At 66.1% G+C, this 14,752-nt stretch carries 14 protein-coding genes; 7 read left to right on the plus strand and 7 right to left on the minus strand.

The genetic code is table 11. The features are described 5' to 3' along the window. Nucleotides 1–65 precede the first annotated feature (65 nt). Together J0I99_RS11355 and J0I99_RS11360 are read right to left on the minus strand one after the other, a co-directional pair. Nucleotides 66–1,697, minus strand: a complete 1,632-nt coding sequence (locus J0I99_RS11355; protein WP_291397678.1) for a twin-arginine translocation signal domain-containing protein — start codon at nucleotides 1,695–1,697, stop codon at nucleotides 66–68. A 288-nt stretch (nucleotides 1,698–1,985) separates the two neighbouring features. After that, nucleotides 1,986–2,438 carry an RbsD/FucU family protein gene (locus tag J0I99_RS11360; protein WP_291391763.1) on the minus strand — a complete coding sequence of 151 codons (453 nt, stop codon included), beginning with the start codon at nucleotides 2,436–2,438 and terminating at the stop codon, nucleotides 1,986–1,988. Between the two features lie 70 nt (nucleotides 2,439–2,508). Here J0I99_RS11360 and J0I99_RS11365 point away from each other — a divergent pair, with 70 nt between their 5' ends. From J0I99_RS11365 to J0I99_RS11395, 7 genes are all read left to right on the plus strand, one after another. Next, the gene (locus tag J0I99_RS11365) at nucleotides 2,509–3,249 is read left to right on the plus strand and encodes a creatininase family protein (RefSeq protein ID WP_291397680.1); all 741 of its coding nucleotides are present in this window, start codon (nucleotides 2,509–2,511) and stop codon (nucleotides 3,247–3,249) included. A gap of 377 nt (nucleotides 3,250–3,626) precedes the next feature. After that, entirely contained in the window at nucleotides 3,627–4,568 is a 942-nt protein-coding gene (locus J0I99_RS11370) for a glycosyltransferase family 2 protein (RefSeq protein WP_291397682.1), read from the plus strand. Between the two features lie 59 nt (nucleotides 4,569–4,627). Then, nucleotides 4,628–5,671, plus strand: coding sequence for a dTDP-glucose 4,6-dehydratase (gene rfbB / locus J0I99_RS11375; protein WP_291397683.1), 1,044 nt, complete (start codon nucleotides 4,628–4,630; stop codon nucleotides 5,669–5,671). Next, the gene (gene rfbD / locus J0I99_RS11380) at nucleotides 5,668–6,564 is read left to right on the plus strand and encodes a dTDP-4-dehydrorhamnose reductase (protein ID WP_291397685.1); all 897 of its coding nucleotides are present in this window, start codon (nucleotides 5,668–5,670) and stop codon (nucleotides 6,562–6,564) included. Before rfbB ends, rfbD begins: the two co-directional genes overlap by 4 nt. Beyond that, nucleotides 6,561–7,445, plus strand: coding sequence for a glucose-1-phosphate thymidylyltransferase RfbA (rfbA, locus tag J0I99_RS11385; protein ID WP_291391768.1), 885 nt, complete (start codon nucleotides 6,561–6,563; stop codon nucleotides 7,443–7,445). Before rfbD ends, rfbA begins: the two co-directional genes overlap by 4 nt. Beyond that, a complete protein-coding gene (gene rfbC, locus J0I99_RS11390) occupies nucleotides 7,445–7,993 on the plus strand; it encodes a dTDP-4-dehydrorhamnose 3,5-epimerase (RefSeq protein ID WP_291391769.1) in 549 nt (182 codons plus the stop codon). The genes rfbA and rfbC overlap by 1 nt, the downstream gene beginning before the upstream one ends. A 10-nt stretch (nucleotides 7,994–8,003) precedes the next feature. Next, on the plus strand, nucleotides 8,004–9,227 hold the full coding sequence (locus J0I99_RS11395; protein WP_291391770.1) for a rhamnan synthesis F family protein: 1,224 nt from the start codon (nucleotides 8,004–8,006) through the stop codon (nucleotides 9,225–9,227). 64 nt (nucleotides 9,228–9,291) lie between these two features. Here J0I99_RS11395 and J0I99_RS11400 read toward each other — a convergent pair whose 3' ends face one another. The 5 genes from J0I99_RS11400 to scpA form a co-directional block, all read right to left on the minus strand. Next, the gene (locus J0I99_RS11400; protein WP_291397686.1) at nucleotides 9,292–10,011 is read right to left on the minus strand and encodes an ABC transporter ATP-binding protein; all 720 of its coding nucleotides are present in this window, start codon (nucleotides 10,009–10,011) and stop codon (nucleotides 9,292–9,294) included. Beyond that, on the minus strand, nucleotides 10,011–10,796 hold the full coding sequence (locus J0I99_RS11405) for an ABC transporter permease (RefSeq protein ID WP_291397688.1): 786 nt from the start codon (nucleotides 10,794–10,796) through the stop codon (nucleotides 10,011–10,013). The genes J0I99_RS11400 and J0I99_RS11405 overlap by 1 nt, the downstream gene beginning before the upstream one ends. Before the next feature lie 194 nt (nucleotides 10,797–10,990). Further along, nucleotides 10,991–11,815, minus strand: coding sequence for a DUF2793 domain-containing protein (locus J0I99_RS11410; RefSeq protein ID WP_291391946.1), 825 nt, complete (start codon nucleotides 11,813–11,815; stop codon nucleotides 10,991–10,993). Nucleotides 11,816–12,014: 199 nt separating this feature from the next. Then, nucleotides 12,015–12,440: a methylmalonyl-CoA epimerase gene (gene mce / locus J0I99_RS11415; RefSeq protein ID WP_291397690.1), complete on the minus strand. Its 426-nt coding sequence runs from the start codon at nucleotides 12,438–12,440 to the stop codon at nucleotides 12,015–12,017. Nucleotides 12,441–12,594: 154 nt separating this feature from the next. Then, nucleotides 12,595–14,724 carry a methylmalonyl-CoA mutase gene (scpA, locus tag J0I99_RS11420; RefSeq protein WP_291397692.1) on the minus strand — a complete coding sequence of 710 codons (2,130 nt, stop codon included), beginning with the start codon at nucleotides 14,722–14,724 and terminating at the stop codon, nucleotides 12,595–12,597. Nucleotides 14,725–14,752: the final 28 nt, after the last annotated feature.

Here is a 14,752-nt window from a genome sequence, read left to right on the forward strand (position 1 = left end):
ACCAAATCGGCTGGTGACGGTCTGCCACCAGCCGAGGGTTGTCAATCAGTGCTACGGCCGTCGCCTCACATACCCAGCGAGGCCTTGTAGAGCTTGATCTGGTTGTCGCGGCCGATCTGGTCGGTGATCTTCTCCCAGGCCGCGGCAATGGCGTCGGCCGTCTCCTGGGCGGAGGCGTACTGGCCATTGATGCCCTTCACCAGTTCGTCCTCGGCGATCGAGTAGTACTGGAAGATGCCGGGGATGCGCGGCTCGATGGCGCCGTTGGGATGGTTGTAGCTGTCGAGGTTGGAACCGAGATAATCCTCGACGAAGGCGCGATCATAGCCGGCCGCCACCCACTCGTCATAGTTGAACTGGGAGTTGCGGTAGGGCTGGAAGCCCGACGGATAAGCCGCCGTCCACAGCGCGATGTCCTTGCCGCCGAGGTGCGCCGCGGCGGACCATGCGGCCTTGCGCTTCTTCTCGTCGCCCGAGACGCGGCTGGTGACGTAGATGCCCCAGCCAAGGTAGGCGAGGTTGGGCGCGAAGTTCTCCTTCTCTTCCCAGGCCGCGGTCTTGGAATTGTAGACCTTGTTGGCGCCGGGGTTGATCGAGAAGCCGACGACATCGCCGACGACCGAGGTGTCGGAGGTGCGGGCGTTGGAGCCGACGTCGCCCCACCAGCACAGCGCCGCGCCGGTGCCGCCGAGGAACTGGCTGAAGGCGGTGGTGTTGGGGTCGGCGTTGAGCTGATCCGGCGGATAGGCGTTGGCCTTCACCAGGTCCATCACGTCCTGGATCGCCTGCACCCAGCCGGGGTTGTTGACGCGCGGCTTCATGGTGTCGGGGTCGAACAGCCAGGCCGGATCGTCCGGATGCTTGGCATAGGCCGCGGCCCGGTCGCCGAGGAAGTAGAAGCCGAAGCCGCCCCACTGATACTTCAGCGGGTCGAGGAAGCCATAGGCCGGCGCGCCGGTCAGCGGGTCGGACTTGCCGGCAAGGGCGGCGGGGAGCTTGGCGATCTCCTCCCAGTGGGTCGGGACCGGCTGGCCGCTGATCGAGCCGTCACCGAAATAGTCCTTGCGGTACGCGAAGGTGTGCGTGTCGCCATCGATGTTGATGCGGTAGGTCTTGCCGTTCCAGGTGCCGACCGGCGGCTGCAGGTAGCCCACCAGATCCTTGGAATCGATCTGCTCGGCGACCCAGTCGGGCATCTCGTCGAGCAGGCCCTTGCCGGCGGTGTCGCCTTCGAAGGGTGCACCCATCTCGGTGATGTCGAAGTCCACCGTGCCGGTGGCGATCGACTGTTGCAGGCGGGCGTTGTAGTCGGCCTGGGCGAGGTCGATCCAGTTGATCTTGGCGCCGGTATAGGCCTCCCACGGCTTGAGGAAGCCGCGGAACAGGAAGTTGTGCAGGTTCTGGTTGTTGAGCCCCATGAAGGTCAGCTCGACGCCGGCGAATTCGCCCTGGGCGACGTTGGCCTTGGTGGCGCCGAGGCAGAGTTCGCCGACCTTCTGCCAGTCGGCATCGGTGGGCGAGCCCTTGCCGACGCCGGGGATCTGCAGGATCTGCGCGCGCAGGTTGTCCTGCGCCACGGCCCGGCCCATGAACGAGCTCGACAGCGCGGTGCCGGCGGCGAGCGCGGCCGCACCCTTCATGAAGTTGCGGCGGCTGGCCTGCACGGCCATCACGTGATTGTAGAGATCGACTCTCACTTGTTCCTCCCATCAGGTCGCCATGTCGGCGACGGTCCGGCATCCGCGCAGGGCGCCCGATGAGAAGCATGACGTGCAGGAGGGCACGCCGCGGCGCACCCCAAGTCCCTCAACACCCTGCCTACGTCCCTCCCAGGGAGCGCTTCCGGTCTGTGCGGAAGCTTGCCCGATGGTATGGAGCCAACATGTTAGAAGTCAACAAGCTGGCGATCCCGCGCCGGTCACTGCTTCACATTTAGGGGGTTGATTTCATTGGTGAGCGGATCAGCCATTCACCGATAAATGAAATCAGGCTTCGGGCGGCAATACGCCCTTCTTGAACAGGAAGCAGCCATAGAAGCGGCGCTCGCCGGTCTGGATGACAACGTACGACTTCTTCGCCGCCTCGTAAAAGGCGAAGCGCTCGATCGAACCCATCGGCCACGACTTGCCCTCGGCCTTGTCGATGGCAGCCTGTACTTCCTGCTGCACCGGCGGGACTTCGTCCGGCTTGCCGACGATCTCCATGCGCAGCGCCGGATGCGGAACGAAGCTGTCGAGCGGCATCAGCGAGAGAATGGCCTGCGCGGCGCGGCCGGCGGTGACGTTCTCGAGCTTCAGCAGCTTGCCGTAGACGGTCTGGCGCGCGATCGAATCCGAGGGGAAGTTCATGTCGGCGATGATCAGGTCGTCGCCGTGCCCCATGGATTTGAGCGCGTGCAGCACGTCGGCGTTCAGGATGGGGTCGATTCCCTTGAGCATGATGTTCCTCCCGCTCGTTGTTGCCGCTACTGTCCATGGATTGAGCCGGGGTGCAAGCGAGGGGAAGACGATGCGCTACGAGATGATGCTGCCGCACCAGATCCGGCGCGCGATCGAGGAGAACTGGCCGGTCGTGCTGCCGTTGGGGGTGCTCGAGTATCACGGCGAGCACATGGCCGTGGGCATGGACACGCTGGCCGTAATCAAGGTGCTGGAGCGGCTGGAGGACGAGCTGAACCTGGTCATCCTGCCGCCGTTCTACTATGGCGCGGCGAGCTACGCGGTGGAGCCGCCGGAGGGAAACGGCTCGATCCAGGTCGGCCAGCAGGCGCTGGCGCCATTCGCGGGCGAACTGTTCCGCAGCCTGTTGCGCGTGGGCTTCCGCAACATCCACTTCTTCATCCATCACCAGAGCGAGAACTTCGCCGTCGGCATGCCGACCGACCTGAGCTTCAAGTTCGCGGCGCGGCAGGTGATCTTCGCCTTCATCGAGGAGCAGCGCGGCGAGGGCTGGTGGGGCAATCCGGCGATGCGCGACTACTATGCGCAGCAGGCCGCCGGGGACGACCCGTTCAACTGGATCAAGGGCCACCCGCTGATGACGCCCGAGATCGTCGCGCAGTATCCGTTCGACCATGCCGGGATCGGCGAAACCTCGCTGATGCTGGCGCTCTGCCCCGAGGCGGTGGAGCTGAACCGGCTGGACGGCACCCGGTGGTACACCGAGAGCGCCCGCGAGGCGTCGGCGGAACTGGGCTGGAAGGGGGTCAAGCTGATCGAGGCGCACCTGCGCTCGGTGCTGGGCCGGTAGCCCTCCCCAATTACCGGGGTCATCCCCGCGAAAGCGGGGCTCTCCGTTCGCGATGGTGAGGGCCGCACTAAAACGGAGGTTCCCGCTTTCGCGGGAATGACCCTGTGGTTGGGGACGATGTAGGCGAGCGGCGTAAGCGCGGGAGGCTCAGCCGGTGCGGCGCCCTCGAACGAAATACCGTTCGAACCCCGGGATTTGCCACGCTTCAGCCGCAAGTTGCGATTTGATGCTCAAGTTGCTGGCGAATATCCCGCGCGGCACTATATCAAGGCGATAACCAGCTGGATTCCGCCGCATGGCGGGATACGCACCTGGACAAATACACGGGGTCCCCTATCCCGGGAGCGGCCAAAATATCCGCGATCGACGATGTTGACGTGAAGTACAGCGCGGCACCTGCCGGCCAACGGCTGGCCGTGCTCATGGCTACATTCGAGGGCGCCAAGTATATCGACGAGCAGTTGCGCTCGATTGCGGCGCAAGACTGGGATGCCATCGACATCTGGGCCTCCGACGACGGCTCGACGGATGGTACCGTCGAGGTTCTGCAGCAATGGGCGGCGAATTGGCGCCGCGGAACCTTCACGATACTCAGGGGCCCCGGACGCGGCTTCGCCGACAATTTCCGGGCCCTGCTGGTCAATTCCGCCATCGAGGCGGATTATGTCTGCTTCTGCGACCAGGACGACATCTGGCTGAGCGACAAGACCCGCGCCGCAATCGAGACGCTGCGCCCGAGCGGAGACCGCCCTGCCCTTTACTGCGCCCGTACCATCATCGCCGACGAGAGCGGGCGCGAGCTGCAGCGCTCGCCGCTGTTCCGCCGGCCGCCCAATTTCGCCAATGCACTGGTGCAGAGCATCGGCGGCGGCAACACGATGGTGATGAACCGGGCCGGGCATCGGCTGGTGCAGGAAGCGGCGCGGCGCACGCCCTTCGTCAGCCACGACTGGTTCAGCTACCTGATCATCGCGGGCGCCGGCGGGGCCGTGACCTATGCCGAGACTCCACATGTGCGCTACCGCCAGCATCCGGGAAACCTCGTCGGTTCCAACCACGGCTGGCGCGCCTTTGGGGAGCGGATTCTCGCCGCGTTCGGCGGGCGCTTCTCGCACTGGAACGACGACAACGTGCGGGCGCTCGAGGCCTGCCGCGACATGCTGACGCCGCAGGCGGTGGCCACGCTCGAGATGTTCCGCGAGGCACGGCGCGGACCGCTGCTGGAACGGCTGCACAAGCTCAGGCAGTCGGGGGTCTACCGGCAGACGCGGTTCGGCCAGTTGACTCTTTACGCAGCGGGGCTGTTGGGGAAGCTGTGACGCTGGTAATACGGCGCCAGCAATGCAGCTAAGGTCCCGCGCGGAAAGGACCAATCCAAATGACCATCCTGGTGACCGGGGGCGCCGGGTTCATCGGCTCGAACTTCGTGCTCGACTGGCTGGCGACCAGCAGCGAGCCGGTGGTGACGCTCGATGCGCTCACCTATGCCGGCAACCTCAACAACCTGAAGAGCCTCGAGGGCGATGCGCGCCACAGCTTCGTGCGCGGCTCGATCGGCGACACGGCGCTGGTCGGCCGGCTGTTGCGCAGCCACGATGTGCGGGCGGTGATCAACTTCGCCGCCGAAAGCCATGTCGATCGTTCGATCTCGGGGCCGGCGCCGTTCTTCGAGACCAATGTCATGGGGACGCTGGGTTTGCTCGAGGCAGTGCGCGGATATTTCGCGCAGCGTAGCGACTTCCGCTTCCTGCATGTGTCGACCGACGAGGTCTACGGCACGCTGGAGCGCGACGAGCCGGCCTTTGCCGAGACGAACCCGTACAGGCCCAACAGCCCCTATGCCGCCTCCAAGGCGTCGTCGGACCATCTCGTCCGCGCCTATCGCGAGACCTACGGGCTGCCGGTGCTGGTGACCAACTGCTCGAACAATTACGGGCCGCTGCAGTTTCCCGAGAAACTGATTCCGCTGATGATCCATAACGCCTTGGCGGGTAAGGCTTTACCCGTATACGGCGATGGGCTGCAGGTGCGCGACTGGCTCTATGTCGGCGATCACTGCTCGGCGCTGCGGCGGGTGCTGGAAGCGGGGTCGTTGGGCGAGACCTACAATGTCGGCGGCAACAACCAGAAGACCAACATCGAGGTGGTGCGGGCGCTCTGCACCCTGCTCGACCGCAAGCGCCCGAAAGCCGACGGGACGAGCTACGCGGGCCAGATCACGCACGTGACCGACCGGCCCGGGCATGACCGGCGCTATGCCATCGACGCCCGCAAGATCGAGCGCGAACTCGGCTGGTCGCCGGCCGAGGCGTTCGAGAGCGGGCTCGAGAAGACCGTCGACTGGTACCTTGCGAACGAGGATTGGGTGGCCGACGTCACCAGCGGCGCGTACCGCGAATGGGTGGCGAGGCAGTACGGATGAAGCTGCTGATCCTCGGGCGCGACGGCCAGGTCGGCACGGCCCTGACGCAGGTCCTCGCGCCGCTCGGCGCCATTGCCGCCTATGGCCGGCAGGGCGCGGATTTCAGCCATCCCGCCGATCTCGAGGGCGTGGTGAAGCGCGAGCAGCCGGACGTGATCGTCAATGCCGCAGCCTACACCGCCGTCGACAGGGCCGAGAGCGAGCCGGAACTGGCTCGGCTGGTGAACACCGAGGGGCCGGCGGTGCTGGCGCGGGTGGCGGCCGAAACCGGCGCCTGGATGATCCACTATTCCACCGACTACGTCTTCGACGGCAGCGGCACGACCGCCTGGGCAGAGGACGATCCGACCGGACCGCTCAACGTCTATGGCGAGACCAAGCGCGCCGGCGAGGAGGCGATTGCGGCCTCCGGATGCAAGCACCTGGTCTTCCGCACCAGCTGGGTGCATGCGCCGGGCGGCAACAACTTCATCGCCAAGATGCTGAGTCTCGCGCAAAGCCGGGACGAGCTGAAGGTGATCGACGACCAGCATGGCGCACCGACCAGCGCGCGGCTGATCGCCGAGGTGACGGCACGCGCCATCCAGCAGATCGCCAACGACCGGCCGATCCCGTCGGGCCTCTACCATCTCGTCGCCTCGGGCGAGACGACGTGGAACGGCTACGCGCGCTTTGCCATCGCCGAAGCGCTGGCGCGCGGCGTGCCGCTCAAGCTGGCGCCGGAGCGGGTGCTGGCCGTGCCGACCTCGGCCTTCCCCACCCCTGCCCGGCGGCCACTCAACTCACGGCTCTCGACACTCAAGCTGCGCGACGCGCTCGGCATCGATCTTCCGAACTGGAAGACCGACGCCATGGGCACGCTCGACACCATCCTACCGGAGAAAATGACATGACGGAGCGGCGCGGGATCATCCTCGCCGGAGGCGCCGGCACACGGCTGCATCCGGCGACGCTGACCGTCTCCAAGCAGTTGCTGCCGGTCTATGACAAGCCGATGGTGTACTATCCACTGTCGACGCTGATGCATGGCGGCATCCGCGAGGTGCTGGTCATCTCGACCCCCGATGACCTGCCGCGTTTCCGCATGCTGCTCGGCGACGGCAGCAAGTGGGGCATGGCGTTCCGCTACGTGGTGCAGCCGAGCCCGGACGGGCTGGCGCAGGCCTTCATCCTGGGCGCCGACTTCGTGGGCGGCCGGCGTTCGACGCTGATCCTCGGCGACAACATCTATTTCGGGCACGACCTGAGCAAGCTGCTGGCCGAGGCCGACAAGCGGCCGTCCGGTGCCAGCGTCTTCGCCTATCACGTCAACGACCCCGGCCGGTACGGCGTGGTCGAGTTCGACGGCATGGGCAAGGCGGTGTCGATCGAGGAGAAGCCGCAGGCGCCGAAATCGAACTATGCGGTCACCGGCCTCTATTACTACGACGAGGAGGTTGCCGAACTGGCGCGCTGCCTCAAGCCGTCGGATCGGGGCGAGCTCGAGATCACCGATCTCAACCGGCTGTACCTGGAACGCGGCCAGCTGAATGTCGAGCTGATGGGGCGCGGCTTTGCCTGGCTGGATACCGGCACGCACGATTCCCTGCTCGAGGCTGGCCAGTTCATTGCCACGCTCGAGAAGCGCCAGGGTTTCAAGGTCGCCTGCCCCGAGGAGATCGCCTGGCGCAACGGCTGGATCGATGACGCGGCGTTGGAAAAGCTCGCGGAGCCGTTGAAGAAAAGCGGCTATGGCACCTATCTGCTGCAGATTTTGCGAGAGGGCCGCGGCTGATGCACGTCACGAAGCTGGAGATCGAGGGGCTGATGACGTTCGAACCGCGCGTCTTCAGCGACGATCGCGGCGCCTTCTTCGAGAGTTTCAACGACCGGGTGTTCCGCGAAGCCACCGGGTTCACCGGCCAGTTCGTACAGGACAACCACTCGATCAGCCGCAAGGGCGTGGTGCGCGGGCTGCACTACCAGCTCGCGCCGCATGCGCAGGGCAAGCTTGTGCGCGTGGTCGCGGGGGCGGCGTTCGATGTGGCCGTCGACATCCGCCGGGGCTCGCCGACCTTCGGCCGATGGGCCGGGATCGAGCTCAGCGCCGGGAACCGCCGCCAGTTCTGGATTCCACCCGGGTTCGCGCACGGCTTCGCCGCGCTTGAGGACGACACCCAGTTCCTCTACAAAACCACGGATTTCTGGCACGGACCGAGCGAACGTGCGATCCGGTGGGACGATCCCGGGCTGTCGATCGATTGGCCCCTGAGCGGCGCGCCGATCCTTTCGGGCAAGGATGCCGCCGCGCCGGGGCTCGACAGGGCCGAGCTCTTCAACTGACGGGACCATCTTGAACATTATCCGACTGTTCGTCCGCCAGGTGCTGTTCCCGTTCCTGCGGCTGCTGGTACGCGCCCTGCTGATGCCGGGCCTGGTCATCGGCGACTGGATCGCCGGCTGGCGCCTCGCGCGGCAGGGCGACGTTGTCTCGATCGAGGCCTATTCGGAGGCGAGCGGCGGTACGTTCTGCGTGTTCCACCTCTACCAGCGCTATACCTTGCCGGCCAACGTGGTCCACGCGATCGCCGTGCTCAAGGAGCTCGGCGTCAACGTTGTGGCGGTGAGCAACCTGCCGCTGGCCCCGGCCGAGCTCGAGCGGCTCAAGCCCTACCTTCACACCTTCATCCAGCGCCGCAACTTCGGCCGCGATTTCGGCGGGTACCGCCGCGGCGTGCTGCACGTGCTCGACCGGCATGCACCGGACCGGCTCATCCTGCTCAACGACAGCATCTTCTTTGCCCGGCGCGGCCTGCGCGAGTTCTTCACCGAGATGTCGCGGGACGGCGGGTTCATCGGCGCCAGCGAAAACCACGAGATCAGCCATCACGTCGGCAGCTACGCCCTGAGTTTCGGGCCGCAGGTGCTCAGCGACCCGCGCTTTCGCAAATACTGGCAGGACTACCGGTCGACCGAGATCCGCCCGCGCGTGATCTGGAACGGCGAGGCGGCGCTCAGCAAACTGGTCGAACAGACCATCAAGGTGCGGCCGCGGGTGATCTACTCGCTGCAGCGGCTCGACGCGGCGCTCAAGCAGGCGAGCTGGCGTGACCTGGTGGTGTCGGCCTCGCAGATGCCGGAGAACTATCAGGGGCACAATCCGCTGCGCCAGCTGGTGCGCGAGTCGCGCAAGCCGATGCGCGAGGCCCAGCCTGTGACCAAGGCCATGCTGCTCGACAGCGCCAGCCTGACCCTGCCGATGCCGGAAGAGGAACTGGTGCGGGACATGAACGCGCAGTACCGCCGCGAGCTGCAGCGCGACCTGCTCGACTACGTATTCCATGGCAGCCAGATCCACTGGGGCGCGCTGCTCCTGACGCAGTACCTGCAGATGCCCATCATCAAGCTCGATCTGGTGCTGCGCTCGATCTACGGGCTGGGCGAACTGGACAGCTTCGCCCCCTTCCTCACCGAGGACGAGTTCGCCGAGTTCCACCAGTTGGTCACGGCGCGCGGCGAGCCGATGATGCACGGCACGCTGAAGCAGAAGCTGATGATGATGACGGGGCTGATGTAGGGCGAACTTTCATGATGGAAGGCCGCACGAGCATCGGACTTCGCCCGGTCGAGACTCCCGAGTTCTAGCTCGGTCCGATGCCCTCGAAGCGCTTCACCCGTCCATGCTCGAGTTCCAGCAGCTTGTTGCAGGTACGGGCAATCAGGTCGGGCTGATGGCTGGCGAGGATGATGATGCCGGCCTTCTCGGCCAGCTCGTCCATGCGGCGGGTGGCCTTGGCCTGGAAGGCCGCGTCGCCGGCGCCAATCCATTCATCCATAAGCAGAATCTGCGGCTCGAGCGTCGTGGCGATGGCGAAGGCCAGCCGCGCCCCCATGCCCTGGCTGTAGCTCTTGAACGGCATGTCGATGAACTCGCCGAGCTCGGAGAAGGCGATAATTTCATCGGTCTTTTCCGCGATCTCGGCCTCGCTCCAGCCATTGATGAGCCCGCGCAGCAGGATGTTGCGGCGACCCGTCGCCTCGGCGCGGAAACCGAGGTCGATATTGAACAGGGCATCGACGCGGCCAGCGACGGCGAGCGCCCCGCCCGTCGGTTCGTAGATCCCGTATAACACCTTGAGAAGCGTAGTCTTTCCGGCCCCGTTGGCTCCGACCAGCCCCAGCCGGTCGCCGGCCTTGAGCTCGAAGCTCACCCCGTCGAGGGCGGTGACGAAGCGACGGTTGCCGCTGCCGGAAATGGTGCCGCCGGTCTGCTGCTCGACGCGCTTGTCGCGCGGGCGGAGCGAGAGCCTTTCGCGCACTTCGTAGACAAGGCGCAGGTCGTGGGCGGAAATCGAGACCATCAGACGATCAGCGCCACTTTCTTGCGGTAGGCGCCGAGCATAAGCACGGCAAGCGCCCAGACGACGAGGGTAAAGACGATAGAGAAGGCGAATGAGCTCCAGTGCACGGTGCCGTCGACGATGGGCTGGCGCACCATGTCGAGGAAATAGGTGAACGGGTTCCAGTAGTAGAGCGCGCCGCGCAGGCCCCCCTCCCCTTCATGCGTCCAGAACAGCGGCGTCGCGAACATGGCGACCCGCATCAGGTTGGTGACGATGAACTGGCTATCGGGGAAGAACACGCCGAGGAAGCCGAACAAGGCCACAACCGCGGGCGAACAGACGAGGATGATGACGAGGCCGAGCCCGGCCCAGAGCCAGGCCGGCGTGATGTTCACCTGCGCGAAGACGAGGATGACGGCACAGCCGAACACGGCGTAGAGGCCGCGGATGACGTTCTGCAGCGTCACCCGCATCACGTAGGCGGAGAGCGGCAGGTTGGTGCCCCTGATGAAGCTCTGCTCGCGCTCGAACAGGGTCACCGCCTGCGAAATCGAGTCGTTCATGTAGTTCCAGACCAGCAAGCCGGTCGCCACATAGATGGCGAACTGGGCCGAGGGGGCTGGCGCGAACACGAAGATGAACGTAGCCGCGAAGGCGAAATAGTTGATCAGCAGCCACAGCGGCCCGAGCGTGGTGCGCCGGTGCTGGTCGCCGATATCCTCGGTGGCGAGCGTGATCCAGACGCGGCGTCGGGCATAGCCCGCCGCCATGTCGGCCCAGGCATTGGCGAGAATTCTGTGCATCGGCCCCACGGGTGTTGTCGGCGCTCGGGTAGCACAGGCGCGGGATGGAGGGAATGAGGGCCGGTGCGTGGGGTAGAGTTGCGACGCCGCAGTCGGGCCTCCCTCCCCCTTGAGGGGAGGGATCGAGGGAGGGGGTCGTGCGGTGATCAACGATGGCCCCCACCCCCACGCCCTCCCCTCAGGAGGGGAGCAGATCAGCTGACCACAGCGCGATCCGCCACGCGCCGCCAGTTGGTGCCATCCGAGAAGGCGAGCGTCGCACCGCCCGCTTCGTTGGAGACGAAGATCATCTGGCCGGCACCGGCACTGGCGGCCGGGACGCCGGCGACGGTGTAAGGCTTGCAGCGGATCGGACCATCGACGTCGAGTTTCACCGCCGGCGAGGCCGTGCCGATGCCGACCTTGCCCGATGTGTCGACCACCAGCGCCTCGGTCCAGGCCGAGCCATCCGGGCTGACCTTGATGTGCAGGTTATCGTCGCCTGCAGTGCCCAGTTCGGCGCGGCCCGAGAAGCTGGTCTGGTAGAGCAGGCTCGCCGTATCGCCCGATGAATGCTTGTTGAGTTTCACCTGTACGCCGGCCGAGGCGTTGGTGAACAGTACGGCTTCGCTGTCGACGGCGAGGCGGTTGGTATCGTCGGCGGCGGCGTTGATGCCGAGCCTTGGCACCTTGCCGTCGAGTCCGACGGTGGGCTGCCACGCCGTGCCGGTCCAGACGACGATGCCGCTCTCGTCGACAAGGTAGGCGATCCAGCCCGGCTCGGGCGCGTGGAACAGCCAGGCCGCGCCGTCCCAGGCTGCGATCTGGCCGGCCTTGCCGGCCCAGGCGCCGGTGGGGCCGGCGGCGACGATGTAGCGGTCGCCTTCGGCAGGGCTGGCCGGCGGAGCGGCAAGGTCGCGGTCGAGCACCGCGAGTTGTGCCAGCGTGTCGAGCGCCGCAATCGCTTCGTTGTGGGTGACGTGCTTGCCGGCCTGGGCTGGGAGAATGAACGGCAGTTTCAGGTGCGTACTGGTGGTCACGGCGTCCCTCGCGTGTTGTTGCGCGAAGGATAGGGCGCGCGGATGGAAGGGGGATAAGTGCGAGTGGGGATGCGCTCGGATCTGCCTTCTCCACCGGGTCATCCCCGCGAAAGCGGGGATCTCCGTTGGCCGCGCGCACCGCAAACAGAGGTTCCCGCTTTCGCGGGAATGACCCGGTGGGTTGTGGGACGAACGGCGTTCAGGCCGGCTGCAGCTCGGGCTTGACCTCTTCGAGCTCGATCAGCGTGCCATCGAAATCCTTGGGGTGGAGGAACACTACCGGGAGGCCGTGGGCGCCGATCCTGGGCTTGCCATCGCCGAGCACGCGGGCGCCGGCCTCGGTGAGGGTGCGGATGGCCGAGGCGAGGTCGGCCACCTCGTAGCAGACATGGTGCATGCCGCCCGACGGGTTGTTCTCGAGGAATTTCGCCACCGGCGAGTTGGCCCCGAGCGGGGTCATCAGCTCGATCTTGGTGTTTTCGAGCTGGACAAAGACGACGGTGACGCCGTGCTCGGGCAGGTCGTGCGGGGCATGCACATCGGCGCCGAGCAGGTCGCGATACTTCGCGGCGGCGGCAGCGAGATCGGGAACGACGATGGCAACGTGGTTGAGGCGACCGATCATTCAAAGCTCCGGGCGATGGCGAAAGGCCCCCTCACCCGCCATTGCGCGGCGACCTCTCCCCCAGAGGGAGAGGTGTCGCTGTGGCGGGGCCGGTTCCTCACCTCTCCCTCGGGGGAGGGGTCGGCCGAAGGCCGGGTAAGGGGGCCTTCCGGGATCATCGGTTCGATAACCTCCCCTCGATCTGGTTCAGCACCGAGAACGCCGCTTCGAGGACGTTGGTGCCGGGGCCGAAGATTTCGGCCACGCCGGATTGACGAAGGAACTCATAGTCTTGCTCCGGGATGACGCCGCCGACGATGACGGTGACGTCGCCGAGGCCCCTGCCCTTCAGTTCGCCGATCAGCTCGGGGACGAGGGTCTTGTGGCCGGCGGCGAGGGAGGAGACACCGACGGCATCGACCTTCAGGTCTGCGACGTGGTCGGCGACTTCGGGGGCGGTTTCGAACAGGTCGCCCATGTGGACGACAAAGCCGAGGTCGGCGAAGGCGGTGGCGATGACCTTGGCGCCGCGATCGTGGCCGTCCTGGCCCATCTTGGCGATGAAGATGGCCGGCGGGCGGTGCTCGGCGGTCTCGAAGCCTTTGATGCGCCGCTGCAATTCCGCGAACTGCGGGTCGTCGTGGTAGCTCTGTGCATAGACGCCAGAGATGACGCGGGTGACGGCGGAGTGGCGGCCGAAGACCGCCTCGAGGGCGGCGGAAATCTCGCCCAGCGTGGCGCGGGCGCGCGCGGCCTCGACGCTGGCGGCGAGCAGGTTTCCGCCGGATTCTGCGTTTTCCTGCAATGACTTGAGCGCGGCAGCTACGGCATCCGGATCGCGGGTGCGGCGGATGTCGGCGAGGCGGGCAATCTGCTCGTCGCGGACCTTGTGGTTGTCGATCTCGCGGATGACGATTGGTTCTTCGTTTTCAAGGCGATAGCGGTTGACGCCGACAATGACGTCCTCGCCGCGGTCGACGCGGGCCTGGCGCAGGGCGGCGGCCTTCTCGATCTCGAGCTTCGGCGTGCCGGCCTGCACCGCGGCGGTCATGCCGCCCTCGGATTCCACCTTCGAAATCAGGGCACTGGCGCGCTCTACCAGATCGGCGGTCAGGGCCTCGATGTAGTACGAGCCGCCGAGCGGATCGACCACGTCGGTGACGCGGCTCTCGTGCTGCAGGATCAGCTGGGTATTGCGGGCGATGCGGGCGGAGAATTCCGTCGGCAGCGCAATGGCTTCGTCGAAGGAGTTGGTGTGGAGGCTCTGGGTGCCGCCGAGCACCGCCGCCAGCGCCTCGATAGTGGTGCGGACGATGTTGTTGTGCGGGTCCTGCTCGGTCAGCGACACTCCACTGGTCTGGCAGTGTGTGCGCAGGACCAACGATCTTCCATCCTTGGCCCCCAGCCGCGTCATGAACTTCTGCCAGAGGGTTCGGGCCGCGCGGAGCTTGGCGACCTCGAGGAACAGGTTCATGCCGATGCCGAAGAAGAAGCTCAGGCGCGGCGCGAAGGAATCGATGTCGAGGCCGCGCGCCTGCGCCGAGCGCACGTATTCGATGCCGTCGGCGATGGTGTAGGCGAGCTCCTGCACCGCCGTCGCCCCGGCCTCGTGCATGTGGTAGCCCGAGATCGAGATCGAGTTGAATTTCGGCATATGCTCGGCGGTGTAGGCGATGATGTCGCCGACGATGCGCATGCTCGGCTCGGGCGGGTAGATATAGGTGTTGCGGACCATGAACTCCTTGAGGATGTCGTTCTGGATGGTCCCGTCGAGCTGCGCCTGCTTGACCCCCTGCTCCTCGGCCGCGACGATGAACATGGCGAGCACCGGCAGCACGGCGCCGTTCATGGTCATCGAGACCGACATCTGATCGAGCGGGATGCCGTCGAACAGGATCTTCATGTCCTCGACGCTGTCGATGGCGACACCGGCCTTGCCGACATCGCCGGTAACGCGCGGGTGGTCGCTGTCATAGCCGCGGTGGGTGGCGAGGTCGAAGGCGACGCTGAGGCCCTTCTGCCCGGCGGCGAGGTTCTTGCGATAGAAGTCGTTGCTTTCCCGGGCGGTGGAGAAGCCGGCGTATTGCCGGATGGTCCACGGGCGGTTGGCGTACATGGTGGCGCGCACGCCGCGGGTGAACGGGGCCGCGCCCGGCAGGCCGGGATCGGTGGTGACGTCGTCGGGGAAATAGGCCGGGCGGACCGGAAGGTCGCCGTAGTCGCGGTTGAGGGACTCGACCGGGGTGTCGCGGAGGTCCTTCTGGGCGAGCTTGGCCCAGTCGGCGAAGGTGGGGCGGCTAGACATCGAGCACTTGGCCTCCCCCCACCCTAGC

The sequence above is a fragment of the Devosia sp. genome (assembly GCF_017307495.1).
Classification (GTDB): Bacteria; Pseudomonadota; Alphaproteobacteria; order Rhizobiales; family Devosiaceae; genus Devosia_A.